A 12076-nucleotide genomic window follows, 5' to 3' on the forward strand; every position below is an offset into this window, starting at 1 on the left:
GGCCGTACTCTTTCCCACAGCGCACAAAAGTGACTATTTCTACGGGCTGGCGTGTCGCCGCACCAGCCAATGTAAAGCAAGCTTGCCTGTAAAGCGTCCTTGACTAATATGGAGGCAGGAAGACCGGGCACACTATCCAAGGAGACAGTTATGACAGGCACTGCCCAGAAGATCCGCGCACCCATCATGGCCTGGGTGGCCACCATTGCCCTGACCGTGACCCTGGCGTTCGGCGCGGCAGCGGCCATCGCCCGGTTCCTCTATCCGGACAGCTTCCGGTTGGCGTTTTGGGTATTCGGCTTTTCGCTTCTCGGACCGCTGGCAGCCCTGATGTGGCTGTTGGTCATCTCAAGACACACCGTAAAAGTGGAAACCCACGCCGAGCAGGGAGTCGAAAGATCATGGCTTCATCAGGCCGGATTCGGCGCGCTGACCGATGTTTTCCTCCTGGCCGGCGTGGGCAGTGCCGTGGTTGGCCTGAGCAGGCTTCCCCTTACGGGCACGGCAGCACTGATGGGTACCGCCGTTCTCGCCGCAGTGAGCCTGGGCGCGCGGTACAACATCCTGCGCCGCCGCAACTCCTGATGGACAACAACATCGCAGGGCTGCGGGCCGCCGCCGGACTATCGCAGGCGACCTTGGCGGAGCGCGTGGGGGTATCGCGGCAGACCATCATTTCAATCGAGCGTGGCAGGTTCGACCCCTCGCTGCCGCTGGCATTCCGGCTGGCCAGGACATTCGAACGCACCATCGAGGACCTTTTCACCTTCAGCGAGTCACCGGACTCAGAGCCGACGTAGACGACGGCGGGACCTCCCGCCGCCATCGACCCCCGTTGCGCCTAGGTAACCCCGGCGCCCAGCTCGCGGTTGACGGCGGGCATGATTTCGGTGGCAAGGAGTTCAATGGAACGCGCCGTTTCGGCGAACGGCAGGCCACCCAAACCGATCTGCGCCATGTAGCGGCTGTTGCCGAGCGTCTGCTGGATCTCGAGGAGCTTCTCGGTGACCTGCTGCGGGCTTCCCACCAGCAGTCCGCCGCCCGGATCGCTCCAGTCATCGAAGGTGGTGCGGGGGAAATGGTCCACGTTGCGCGGCATGTTCTGCTCGAAATAAGCCCGGTAGTGCGGGTAGAAGGTGTCCCGCGCCTGCTGCGATGTAGCCGCGGCGTAGAAGTGCCCACCCACACCCACCGGCAGGGCGGCAGCATCGTGGCCCGCCGCATCGGCGCTCTGCCGGTAGAGCTCGGCCAGGCGGCGGAAACGCTCCGGGCCGGACAGCAGCGCGATGAAGAGCGGGAGCCCGAGCCTGCCGGCACGGGCAAAGCTGGCCGGGGTTCCACCCACGCCCACCCAGACGGGAAGCTTCTCCTGCAGGGGCCGGGGTGCGATGTCCATGCCGGGGATGCTTTGGGTCAGGCTTCCCTTCCACTCCAGGACAGCACTCTCACGGAGCTCAAGGAGCATGCGAAGCTTCTCGTCGAACAGTCCGTCATAGTCGGCGGTGTCGTGCCCGAAAAGGGGATAGGACTCGATGAACGCCCCGCGGCCGGCAATAATCTCGGCGCGGCCGTCGGAGATGAGATCCAGGGTGGCGAACTGCTCGAAAAGCCGCACCGGGTCCTGCGTGGACAGCACGGTGACTGCAGTGCTGAGCCGGAGGTTGGTGGTTTCCCGCGCGATGGCTGCGAGGACGATTTCCGGGGCGGAGAGTGCGAAGTCGTGCCGGTGGTGCTCGCCCAGGCCCATGAAGCCGAGCCCCGCCTGGTCCGCCAGCTTGGCGAGTTCGATGATCTCCTTCAGCCGCTGCTGGGGTGAGAGTGCACTGCCGGTGGTGACGCTTCGGGTTAGTTCGCCGAAGGTAAAGATGCCAAAGTCCATAGTTGCTTGAACATTCAAGTTTCTGGATTCATTCCCGAGGCAAGCGGACGACGGCGGGGAGGCGCCGCCGTCGTCCGCTTCACCGCGGCGATTAATCGCTGAACGGGACTTTTTCCCAAGACAGGATCTCGCCGCGCTTGGAGTTGTTCGCGGCGACGGTGAACTTCACATAATTGGTGGCGTTGGCGGATCCGTCGACGGTGATGCGCTGCAGATGGTCGGCGGCGGTTTCCTGGCCGTAGACAGTCAGCCAAGGTGAGTCCTCGGCCAGCGGCTGGTTTTCGGCGTAGACGTGGCTGTCACCGTTGATGAGGTAGACCGGGCCGTCGAAACGGTTGGTCTCGTTGATGATGGCCTGGACAATCTCGCGGAATCCGGAGAGTGTGTCCGGGTTGGCCAGGGCTGCGTCGAGCAGTGCCGGATCGAACATGTCAGCCTGGGTCATGAGAACAACGGCACGGTCATTGCGGCGCGTGGCGTCGCCGAAGGTGGCGCGGATCTGCTCGAGGACGGCCGCCGTCCGGTGCTGAACTTCGGCCAGCTGCTCAGGCGTCGCAGCCGTTTCGCCCAGGCCGGTCCACGGCTGGAGGGAGTTGTTGCTGCCCTGGACGTTCACCACGGAGAAATCCACGCGGTTCTGCGTGAAGCGGACGTTCTCCGGCAGGCCCAGCCCCTCCTGTGATTTGACCGGCATCGTCTCGCCCAGCGTCTTGCCGGGTTCGTTGAAGAAGACCTCGCGCAGCTTGTCCAGCCGCTCCAGCGGGTTGTAGGCGCCGTTGTTGGTGCGGTGGCAGTCCACCCACTCGTTGTCGCCGGGAGTGAAGACCAGGGGGTGCTCGAAGGTGTCGAACTCGGCGCGGATGTGCTGGAAGTAGTCGTCCGAGCAGACGGATGACCCGTTCTTGATGTCTCCCACGTGGGTTACGAACTTCAGCTCGCTATCGGCGTTGATGTCCTTGATGCGAGCAGGGAATTTGGCGATTTCAGCGGTGCCGTAGGGGATGTCGCCGATGACCCCAAAGCTGAAAGCCTCGTCTGAGGCGGGGAGGCTGGCGGTGCCGCGTAGAACCTCGCCCACGGCCGGAGAATGGCCGGTGTTGAGAACGACACCCGGCGCCGCTCGGACGGCGGAAGGAACAGCGGCCGGGGTCGCGAGTCCGGTGGAAGGAACAGCGGCCGGGGCCGCGAGTCCGGTGACGGACATCAATGCCACAAAGGCGGTGACAGCGCTTCTTACCAACACAGGGGGTTCTCCTCGGTCCAGTCAATGGCTGCTCAGGCAACCGGGCTATCGCCTGGTGGGCACTGAGCGTGTGCGTTAACAGACTTCACGCCGCGGACCAACGCCCCGGGACCACACGGTTTCGGGGCCGTGAACAGCAGCTTTCCTGGTGGCCGACGGCCTCCGACCGAGCCCCGTGCACCGTGCCTCTTGCCTCTTGCCTCTTACCTCTTACCTCTTACACCGTGCCCCGTACCCCGTACCCCGTACCCGAGAAGGCTAGAGCTCAGAGAGCCGCCTGGAACCCTTCGACAAACAGCTGTGCCCTCTCCTCCACGTACTGCTCCAAGGGCACGAGGCCCGCCGTGATTCCCGAGCTGCCGCTGAGGGCGGCCGATTCGATGTAGAGCCGGGAAGTTTCCGCAACAAGGACAAAACGCGGCGGCGGGAACCACTCTGTGGCGCCTTCCGCAGGGCCGGAATCCAGGTCCGCCTCACGGGCCAGCTCCATGTACTGGATCATGCCGTCATGGAGCGGAACTGCACCGTCCGGGAGGGCGAGCTGAAGCTCCCCTTTCCGCGTGATGTTCAAGTACACAGCCCCGTGGGGGTGGTACGTAAAGCTGTTGTCCCGTCGTTTGAACAAGGCGTCAGCCACCGGCCAGGAGTCGTCGGGGATGGCCTCCAGGATTCCTGCCTTGGCGTATGTTTCAAGCGTTCGCGCTCCAAGCTCACGCAGGTGCGGCACTTGACGTGCCATCTGTCGCTTCAGCTCAGCTTCGTCAGCGTCCATCATGGGCCGATCGTACGCCCCAGGAGATCATGCCGTTACCCATGATCCGTGGAAGCCAAGTCCAGGCGGGAACAAGTGCACCGTAGTCCGCTGCTGGTCCGGGCACTATGCTGAGCTGAGCTAACCATCAACGGAGATGGACGTGGCGGCAAGGGGGGAAACTGGTGGGTTCAGATTCTGACGACGGTCGTCCGCGCATCCGCCGTTCGCCCAGCGGGCGCATTCCGCAATGGGCCATCGATGAGGCACAAGGCAAGCTGCCACCTCTCGACCCCTGGCGGGGCGGCCCCGTTCCACAAGTCCACGCCGCCCACGTCTGGAAGCGGCCGGTCCGCGCGCGCAAATGGAAAAAGCGGTTCGCCACGGTCATGGGCATCGCATTGGTAGTAGGTCTGTATTTCTCACCGGCCCTGTTCGATCAGTATGTGCTGCCGGCCGCTGCTCCCCATCTGCCCGGGGCCAACGTGCCACCGCCAGGATTTGAGGCGGCGTCGTCCCCGCTTGGAATGCCGCCAGCCTCCAGCGGATCGACGGCCTACGTCCTGCAGAAGTCGCCGGACCCGGGCCAGCCCTTTGTTGCCTTCGATCCGTGCCGCCCCGTGCACTACGTTCTCCGGCCGGACAATGCACCGCGGGGCACGGACCGACTCATCCAGGAGGCCGTGGCCGCAGTGTCCGCTGCCTCTGGATTGCGGTTTGTCTACGACGGAATCACGGCCGAAGGGCCGTCGGAAACTCGTGAAACTTACCAGCCTGAGCGGTATGGCAAAAAATGGGCCCCCGTCCTGATCACCTGGTCCACGCCCAAGGAGGCACCCGAACTTGCGGGCAAGGTTGCGGGCACAGGCGGAAGTGCGTCAGTCCAGATCCCGGGCGAACCCTACGTTTCAGTGACAGGTCAGGTGACACTGGACGCTCCTGACCTGTCAGAAACGCTGGCACGGGCGGACGGTCCTCTTCTGGTCCGCGCCATCATCATGCACGAACTGGCTCACGTCCTGGGGCTGGACCACGTCAAGGACCCTACGCAGCTGATGCATGAGGAGAACACCGGGCAGTACGACTTCGGGGCCGGCGACCGCGCTGGGCTGGCTTTGCTGGGAACCGGGGCGTGCGTACCGCGGCTGTGACCGCGGTTCGGGTCGCACTGGTTTCCACAGCCGACGACGGCGGGACCCCCGCCGTCGTCCGTTCCCCAAGGAAACATAGCGAGGGAATCCACACACCCTTCAAAGCAATGTTCGTCCGCTTTGTGGCGCGCGCTCCTGCGACCTTCGGGGAGCAATGGTCAGGGAGGCCACGCGTTCGAGCTTTGGGTGCAGCTCATTGCCGCCATCCACAACGCCTGTCTGCCACCACAGTTTCAGCCCTTCCGGCACAACCTCAAGGGTGGCCAGATTGTTGGTGAACCAAGGCCCCTCGACGCGTTTCCAGCGAAACGGCGGATCCGGCACACGCGCCGAGCGGGCCACCAAGGCTCCGATCGGCGCAGCCAGGCCGTAGGCCATGACGGCCCCGAAGTATCTCATCAGCCGCGGAAGGGGGTTACGGATCGGGGAACAGACCGCCTGGATGATCCGGCTTCCCGAGGACCGTTGCACCTCCGCGACGTAGGAGAAGTGAACATCCCCTGACAGGAAGGTGACAGTTTCCGGGGACGGGCCGCGCTGGCCGTCGGCGACCTCCGTGGCCATGTCGGCCACCTGCCGGAAGCTCTTTTGGAAAGCGGCCCAGTGTTCCAGGTCAACCGCCTGGCGCAGCTTCTCGCCGGCCAGGGCGGGGCGCCTTCCCCATGCCCCTTCGGAAACGGCCTCATTCCACGACTCGACATGATGGAGGCCCATCGGCAACAGGAATGGCAGGGACGTTGCCACCAGCAGGTGGCGGAATCCGCCGCGCATCTGCCCGTCGAGCCAGGTCATTTCAGCCTTGTCGACCAGTGCGCGGTTGTCCGGGGTCAGGTCCCGGGCGGCGCGCGAGTCCACCACAATGAGCCGTGTGTCACCGAAATCCCGGCAGAAGCTCCATCGGTAGGATTCCGGTTGCTGGTCTGCCCGGTCAGCCAAGTCGTCCAGGGCTGCGCTGACGTCCAGTTCGTCCTCGCCCTTGTGCCGGGCGATCCGCTGCCAGATGGCATCGTCAAGCCGCTCCTCGCGAGACAGGTTACCCAGATGCTGGTAGACCCAGTAGGAGGCCAGTCCTGAGACAATTCTTCCGTGCCACCAGGAGGTGGCCTCCATCTTCTTCTTCCAGCTCAGCGAGGCGTTCCAGTCGTCGCGGATGTCATGGTCGTCGAAGATCATGGCACTGGGCAGGGTGGACAGCAGCCACCTGTTCGCCGGGTCGGACCACGCCAGGTTGTAGAGGTGGGCATATTCCTCGTAGTCCTTGAGCTCCTCGCCGGGCGGTACCTCGATGTCGCGGCGGGCGCGAATGAACTGTTGCATCTGTTCGCTGGTCAGGTCGGCATACACCTGGTCTCCGAGAAAGGCCACCAGGTCCGGCCACGGAAGGTCACCGTCGGAGGCCATCGCCAGCGCGTAGGCGCGGAGCGAATCGATGCCGTGCGTCCGGTTGCCGGACGCGTCATGCGGGACACTGGTGCGGCAGGAACCGTAGGCCAGTCGCAGCGGTTTGCCGGGCTTCAGCGTCGCGATCACCGGCGGCGGAAATTCAGAGTCAGGATCGGGCCAGCACTCTTTCCCGTCGATTTCCAGCGTGTAAGGCAGCACCGATCCCGGCTCCAGTCCCTCCGCCTCCACCAGTGCGTAGTGATGGCCGTGCACGCAGAAGGAGCGAGCCTCCCAGTTCCGGTCAGCTGCGCGGACGGTGATGCGGGCAGCAGTTCGGGTTTCCACCCAGATGCTGGCGGAGGTCTCATCCACGTACCGCATCATGGGACCGAGCACCAGGGAGGACGTCGTCATGACTCAGTTGTACCCGTTCCGGCTCGCGGCAACCATGGGCGCAGCCAAAGAATCATGGAACTCCGACGAGTCCCGACAAGGTCAACCACCGTTAGCCAAACCCTCAACCACCGTCCGCCAACCGCTGCTCTTGGGCACTCGTCAGGCGGTGGCGTGGAGGATTCGTTCCAGGCCGTCTTCTCCCAGGGACAGCCCGAGGTGGATGAAGTCCGAGTGGCCGCCGCCTTTTCGCCGTGCTGGGAGTTGGTGCCCGTTTTTGCGCGCTTTCGGGTTTGGTTCGGGCCAGTGTGGCGGTTCCCAGTCCTGGTGTTCGCTTTTGTAGTGCCGGCCTGTGGGAGATGTCCAGCCGGGTGGATCGTGCTTGGTTGCTGGTGTGGGTTGCCAGTTGATGAGGTGTCTGAGGCGGTGGTGTTTGGGGCACGGTTGGCCCAGGTTCGCCACGCCGGTGGTGCCGCCCTTGGCCCAGGCGAGGAGGTGGTCTGCTTCGTTGTCCAGGGACTGGTTGGAACAGCCCGGGAAAGGGCACTTGCCGTCCCGTAGCCGCAGCCATTGCCGCATGGCCTTGGTCAGCCGGTAGCTGGTCCGACCGATCTCCAGCGGCGCCCCGTCCCGCGGGTCGATCAGGACCCGGTAGAACGAATCGGCCCCGTCCGCCACGAGGTCCCGGGCCATCGAGGCCGGAATCGGGCCGTAGCCATCCAGGATCGCCGGTTCCTCCGTGGCGCCAAGCAGCGCAAACACCGGAACCGTCACGAGCACCTGGGCCCGGGGCGCCGGGACGTGCCCCGGATCGCTTCCTTCCGGGTTTCCGTTGCCTTCCGGGTTTCCGTTGCCGACCGGGTTCCCGCTGGTCAGGAGGGCGGTGGCGAGGACGTCGGCGCGGAGCTGGGTGAGCGTGCGGTCCTCGCCGGGGCCCTGCAGCCCGCGGGCGAGAGCGGTGGTCCGGTTCCAGATCGCGGCGGCCTGGTCCGCGGGCAGGTAGGCCGAGAGCCAGGCCATCCCGTCCCGGTCCGGGGCGTACAAGACCTGCCGGTCCAGGACGCCTTTGGCGTGGCGGGCCTCGATACTCTCGGCGTGGTGGCGTTCGCGCCAGGTCCGGGCCTTGTGCCGGAACCGGGATGCCGGCATTTCCCCCGCAGGGCAGCCGCCGGCCGCGTCCGGGGCGTCCGGGTCCAGGAAGTGGGCCTCCAACGCCGCAGCACCATGACGGTCCAGGGTGGCCGCTTCGTCCACCATGACCCGGACGTGCTGCCACGACAGGGTGCCTTCCTGCAGGGCGGACAGGGTCAGCGGCAACACTGTGGTCAGCATGTGGGACTGGTTCAGCAGCGAACCGGCGGCCCGGTCACCGATGGTCAGGACACACGCGACCTCCGCGGTCACCGCCATCTCCACGGCCCGAACCGGGGCATCCGGCGGCGCGACAGCGTAGGCAGTGTCCGCGTACTGCACGGCAGCCCGGGCCTTCAGAGCGGCCACCCGGGCCTCCACCGCACGGACCCCGGCAAGGAGGTCCAGGCAACCATCCGCCAGAGCGGCCAGCGGGTCAGCACCCGTCGGCTCGGAACCAGATCCAGGATCCCCGTCCAGTTCGGCATTGAGCACGGCAAGGGCGGCATTGATGTCCTCAAACGCCTTCGCCACCGCCGCTTTTGCCATAAACCCATCATCCAACGAGGCACTGACATTCAAGCGAGACCGCCGTTCACGGCTGGCGGGCGGCGGTTTCGAAAGCGTGCGTCAGAGTGCCCACACCCTGGCGGTGGGCGGGAACGAGCGTGGCCCGCGGAAACCGGGGGCTGCCGGTCCGGCAACCCCTCGGCTTGTGTTCAGCCGCACAACCCCCGAAGCGTCAGCCCCGCAGCCGCTCCATGCCGGGACCGAACAGCGGCTCGCGGCAGCCGCCGTCGTTCGAAGAAGAGGTCATGGCGCCTTCAGGAGCGGCTGGGCGATCTGAAGGCGATCGAAGGCGAGGACGTCGCCAACCTCAGCCTCGGCCGCCGCATCCCTTATGACGTGAAGGCGAACTGGAAGCTCATCATCGAGAACTTCATGGAGTGCTACGACTGCGCCACCATCCACCCGGAACTGACGGAGGTCCTGCCGGAGTTCGCCGACGGCCTGGCTGCCCAGTACTTCGTGGGCCACGGCGCGGAGTTCGAAGCGATATCGAGGGTTTCACCATCGACGGTTCCGAGGGGATGGACCTGATTCCGGCAATCGAAGATGACCAGGACCGCCGTTACTACGCCATCACCATCAAGCCCACAGTGGTTGTGAACCTGATCCCGGACCACGTGATCATTCACGGCATGTTCCCCATGTCCGCGGACCACACCATCGTTGAATGCGACTGGCTGTATGTGCCGAGCGTCGTGGGAAGCGGCAAGGACGTCAGCGCCCCGGTGGAACTGTTCCACCGGGTCTACATGCAGCAACAGCAGCCGGTGGTTGAGCTTGTCGAAACCTGGATCTCGACAAGCTCAACCCCGGTTTGGCTTTAACTCCCGGTGTAGCCCATCTTGGCGCTGACCTGAAGGCCTGCCTCCTTGATTCCGTCGATGAGTCCCGGCTCCTTCTCGGGGTCGAAACGGAAGGCAGGCCCGGAGATGCTGATGGCGCCAATGACCGTTCCCAGGTGGTTGTACACCGGCACGGACATGGAGTTGATGCCGATTTCGAATTCCTCCAGGGTGACGCCGTAGCCGTCCCGGGCGATATTGATCAGCTCGTTCTCCAGCTTTCCCCGGTTGGTGATGGTCCGCGGAGTCCGGGCCGGCAACCCAGTCGCTTTTAGGATCCGGTCCCGCTCATCCGCGGACAGGGCCGCCAGCAGGACCTTTCCGCTCGATGTGGCGTGAAGCGGGGTCAGGCTGCCCACCCAGTCATACGTTGCCAACGTGGACGGCCCCATGGCCTGGTCCACGTTGACGGCGTAATTGGAGCGCAGCACGGCGAGGTTCACGGTTTCCTTGAACTGGTCCGCCAAGCTCTCCATGAACGGCCGGGCTTCCCGGACCAGGCTGAGCCGCCCCGGGATGGAGCTTGCCAGCCTGAGGATGCCGAAGCCCAGCTGGTACTTTCCGCGGTCGCTGTTCTGGTGGACCATTTCCCGGATCACCAGCGACCCCAGCAGCCTGGAGACTGTGGACTTATGGATGCCCATCTCTTCGGCGATGTCGCTCACGCCGGCATGGCCGTCCCGCGCCAGGATCTCCAGGACCGCCAGGGCCCGGTCCACGGACTGGACGCCGCCGTGCTGGCCTGCGTCCGCGTCGACGTCGGTTTCGCGGTCATTGTTCGAAGCCATGATCCGTACCCTCAAGTAGTTTTGCGGCTTGCTTGCCCGCCATAGAGGGTGCCTGCAGCTCCCTCTCGGTGAGTTCCACGTTTCCGATCCTATGCGAGGTACGCAAAAGGGAGGTTAGTTTTAGGACATGACAGGAACCTACCGGTACAACGTTGAAATCCTGCACCTCCTGGTGTCGCCGGCGCATGCCTACTTCGGCCGCGCACGCGAAGGTGCGGCGAACGTCCCCACCACAGACGCGGAAAGTGTTGAGCTGGTGGCAGGCAAGGGAATCGTCGGTGACCGGTTCTTCGGCAAGGCTGCGCACATGGATGCGGCCGTCACCCTTATTTCCATCGAGGCCCTCGAAGCGATGGCGGCAGAGCTTGGCGCCGCCCCGTTCGACCCGCTGCTGACCCGCCGCAACGTTGTCCTCCGGGGTGCCCACCTCGCTCCCCTGATTGGCGGGGAGTTCGCGCTGGAATCACATGGGCAAGAGGTTCGGCTCAAGGCCGGCCGGCCCGCCAACCCCTGTGCGTGGATGGACCAGATGCTCGCACCCGGGGCGCACAAGGCGATGCGCGGCCGTGGCGGCGTGCGCTGCCAGCCGCTCACGGACGGGGTCCTGCACCGGGGCCCGGCCGTGCTGATCAGCCCCGTGCCGCTGGAGCCCGAACGGGCCGGCGAGGCCTCTATGTTAAGGGCGTCAAGGCTGCCCTAGTACGGCCTGTGAAGCAGCTCAGACGTGCTGATCCACGAGCACCGGGTTGCCGTCTGGGTCCACCACGATGAAGCTGCCCGGCCCGGTGGTGGCTTCGTCAGCTTCGGAAACGAACTCGGCGCCCTGTGCCTTGAGCTCCTTCTGCAGATGCCGAACATCGGTGAACGAGTCCAGCGATTCGGCGTTCTGGCTCCAGCCCGGGTTGAACGTGAGCATGTTCTTTTCAAACATCCCCTGGAAGAGCCCGATCACGGTCTCGCCGTTCTTCAGGATCAGCCAGTTCTGGGTGATGTCGCCGCCGAAGCTGGTGAAGCCAAGCTTCTCGTAGAACGCGGCTGAAGCCGCGATGTCCTTGACGGCGAGGCTGATCGAAAAGGCGCCGAGCTGCATGGGTAACTCCACTCTCAAAGGGGACGGATGCTCCGATGATACCCACAGACGCAAGCGGTCGACGGCGGGACGTCCCGCCGTCGTGCGCTTGCGTTTATCCCCGCTCGAGCCGGGCGGCTGTGGAGTTGTAGTCCCGCAGGTGAAGCTGTTCGATGCCGTCGAGGAGGAGGTCCAGGGCGAACTCGAACTCGAACTGGTCGTCGCAGCCGTTGCCGACTACCGAGCCGTCGTCGTGGCTGGCAGCAGTCGCCACCTGCAGGACGTTCGGGTAGTTGGCGGACATTTCCTGGTACGTGGCAGCCTGGACTTCCGGCTCCACCGCAGCGAGAGCCTCGCCCTCTGCAGTGGCCGTGGAATCGAACAGTTCCTGAGTGAAGCCCCACATCCGGCTTCCGATGGCATGCATCACGTGGTGGGTGAGGTCTACGGAAAGGCCCCCGGCGAAGAACATGCCGATGAACGAGTCCATGTAGCCAAGGGCAGCGGGGGTGGGGTTGGTGCGGGTTTCCAGGACGCGCCTGGCCCACCTGTGGCGCTGGAGCACCCGCCTCGCGGAGAGCACCCGCAGCCGCACCGTGTTCTTCCAGTCAGCACCGGCGACGGGCGGGGCAATTTCGCCGATGAGCACGTCCACCATGCCGTCGAGGAGCTCCTCCTTGTTGGCCACGTGTTTGTACAGGGCCATGGGCACCACGGCCAGTTCCTGGGCGAGGCGGCGCATGCTCAGCGGGCCGATCCCCACCTCGTCGGCGAGTGCGACGGCGGCATGCAGCACCCGTTTCCGGTTGAGGCGCTCCCGGCGCTCGGCGGCAATCTGCTGAGTCACTGTTCCCCTGCTTCGCTGGCCCTCATTTC

At 64.9% G+C, this 12076-nt stretch carries 13 protein-coding genes; 5 read left to right on the forward strand and 8 right to left on the reverse strand.

Annotation, left to right across the window (positions count from 1 at the left end):
• The first annotated feature begins 150 nt into the window (after positions 1 to 150).
• Together J2808_RS09690 and J2808_RS09695 are read left to right on the forward strand one after the other, a co-directional pair.
• On the forward strand, positions 151 to 585 hold the full coding sequence (locus J2808_RS09690; RefSeq protein ID WP_309815224.1) for a hypothetical protein: 435 nt from the start codon (positions 151 to 153) through the stop codon (positions 583 to 585).
• Positions 585 to 800: a helix-turn-helix transcriptional regulator gene (locus J2808_RS09695; protein ID WP_309815226.1), complete on the forward strand. Its 216-nt coding sequence runs from the start codon at positions 585 to 587 to the stop codon at positions 798 to 800. Before J2808_RS09690 ends, J2808_RS09695 begins: the two co-directional genes overlap by 1 nt.
• A 41-nt stretch (positions 801 to 841) precedes the next feature.
• Here J2808_RS09695 and J2808_RS09700 read toward each other — a convergent pair whose 3' ends face one another.
• The 3 genes from J2808_RS09700 to J2808_RS09710 all read right to left on the reverse strand — a co-directional run bounded on the left by J2808_RS09700 (position 842) and on the right by J2808_RS09710 (position 3897).
• Entirely contained in the window at positions 842 to 1879 is a 1038-nt protein-coding gene (locus tag J2808_RS09700; RefSeq protein ID WP_309815230.1) for an LLM class flavin-dependent oxidoreductase, read from the reverse strand.
• Positions 1880 to 1970: 91 nt separating this feature from the next.
• Positions 1971 to 3122, reverse strand: a complete 1152-nt coding sequence (locus J2808_RS09705) for a metallophosphoesterase family protein (RefSeq protein ID WP_309815233.1) — start codon at positions 3120 to 3122, stop codon at positions 1971 to 1973.
• Positions 3123 to 3387: 265 nt separating this feature from the next.
• On the reverse strand, positions 3388 to 3897 hold the full coding sequence (locus J2808_RS09710) for a hypothetical protein (RefSeq protein WP_309815236.1): 510 nt from the start codon (positions 3895 to 3897) through the stop codon (positions 3388 to 3390).
• A gap of 161 nt (positions 3898 to 4058) precedes the next feature.
• Between J2808_RS09710 and J2808_RS09715 the strand changes: the two genes are divergently transcribed.
• Entirely contained in the window at positions 4059 to 5024 is a 966-nt protein-coding gene (locus J2808_RS09715) for a matrixin family metalloprotease (protein ID WP_309815239.1), read from the forward strand.
• Between the two features lie 99 nt (positions 5025 to 5123).
• On the opposite strand, the gene J2808_RS09720 is transcribed toward J2808_RS09715, so the two are convergent.
• Both J2808_RS09720 and J2808_RS09725 read right to left on the reverse strand, forming a co-directional pair.
• Entirely contained in the window at positions 5124 to 6821 is a 1698-nt protein-coding gene (locus tag J2808_RS09720; RefSeq protein ID WP_309815242.1) for an alkaline phosphatase D family protein, read from the reverse strand.
• A 141-nt stretch (positions 6822 to 6962) separates the two neighbouring features.
• Positions 6963 to 8480 carry an HNH endonuclease signature motif containing protein gene (locus J2808_RS09725; RefSeq protein ID WP_309815245.1) on the reverse strand — a complete coding sequence of 506 codons (1518 nt, stop codon included), beginning with the start codon at positions 8478 to 8480 and terminating at the stop codon, positions 6963 to 6965.
• A gap of 368 nt (positions 8481 to 8848) precedes the next feature.
• Between J2808_RS09725 and J2808_RS09730 the strand changes: the two genes are divergently transcribed.
• Positions 8849 to 9325, forward strand: coding sequence for an SRPBCC family protein (locus J2808_RS09730; RefSeq protein ID WP_397428031.1), 477 nt, complete (start codon positions 8849 to 8851; stop codon positions 9323 to 9325).
• On the opposite strand, the gene J2808_RS09735 is transcribed toward J2808_RS09730, so the two are convergent.
• Positions 9322 to 10131: an IclR family transcriptional regulator gene (locus J2808_RS09735; protein WP_309815248.1), complete on the reverse strand. Its 810-nt coding sequence runs from the start codon at positions 10129 to 10131 to the stop codon at positions 9322 to 9324. The genes J2808_RS09730 and J2808_RS09735 overlap by 4 nt on opposite strands.
• 127 nt (positions 10132 to 10258) lie before the next feature.
• On the opposite strand from J2808_RS09735, the gene J2808_RS09740 reads away from it, so the two are divergent.
• A complete protein-coding gene (locus J2808_RS09740) occupies positions 10259 to 10831 on the forward strand; it encodes an MOSC domain-containing protein (RefSeq protein ID WP_309815251.1) in 573 nt (190 codons plus the stop codon).
• A gap of 18 nt (positions 10832 to 10849) precedes the next feature.
• Here J2808_RS09740 and J2808_RS09745 read toward each other — a convergent pair whose 3' ends face one another.
• Positions 10850 to 11221, reverse strand: a complete 372-nt coding sequence (locus tag J2808_RS09745) for a VOC family protein (protein WP_309815254.1) — start codon at positions 11219 to 11221, stop codon at positions 10850 to 10852.
• Positions 11222 to 11315: 94 nt separating this feature from the next.
• Positions 11316 to 12047 carry a TetR/AcrR family transcriptional regulator C-terminal domain-containing protein gene (locus J2808_RS09750; RefSeq protein WP_309815256.1) on the reverse strand — a complete coding sequence of 244 codons (732 nt, stop codon included), beginning with the start codon at positions 12045 to 12047 and terminating at the stop codon, positions 11316 to 11318.
• Between the last annotated feature and the right edge of the window lie 29 nt (positions 12048 to 12076).

The sequence above is a fragment of the Pseudarthrobacter sulfonivorans genome, assembly GCF_031454915.1.
GTDB lineage: Bacteria > Actinomycetota > Actinomycetes > Actinomycetales > Micrococcaceae > Arthrobacter > Arthrobacter sulfonivorans_C.

Bases quoted from the DNA above. Each gene is read 5' to 3' on its own strand.
- J2808_RS09695 (WP_309815226.1), top strand. From the start codon at position 585: ATGGACAACAACATCGCAGGGCTGCGGGCCGCCGCCGGACTATCGCAG.
- J2808_RS09720 (WP_309815242.1), bottom strand. From the start codon at position 6,821: ATGACGACGTCCTCCCTGGTGCTCGGTCCCATGATGCGGTACGTGGAT.
- J2808_RS09725 (WP_309815245.1), bottom strand. From the start codon at position 8,480: ATGGCAAAAGCGGCGGTGGCGAAGGCGTTTGAGGACATCAATGCCGCC.
- J2808_RS09690 (WP_309815224.1), top strand. From the start codon at position 151: ATGACAGGCACTGCCCAGAAGATCCGCGCACCCATCATGGCCTGGGTG.
- J2808_RS09740 (WP_309815251.1), top strand. From the start codon at position 10,259: ATGACAGGAACCTACCGGTACAACGTTGAAATCCTGCACCTCCTGGTG.
- J2808_RS09710 (WP_309815236.1), bottom strand. From the start codon at position 3,897: ATGATGGACGCTGACGAAGCTGAGCTGAAGCGACAGATGGCACGTCAA.
- J2808_RS09700 (WP_309815230.1), bottom strand. From the start codon at position 1,879: ATGGACTTTGGCATCTTTACCTTCGGCGAACTAACCCGAAGCGTCACC.
- J2808_RS09745 (WP_309815254.1), bottom strand. From the start codon at position 11,221: ATGCAGCTCGGCGCCTTTTCGATCAGCCTCGCCGTCAAGGACATCGCG.
- J2808_RS09735 (WP_309815248.1), bottom strand. From the start codon at position 10,131: ATGGCTTCGAACAATGACCGCGAAACCGACGTCGACGCGGACGCAGGC.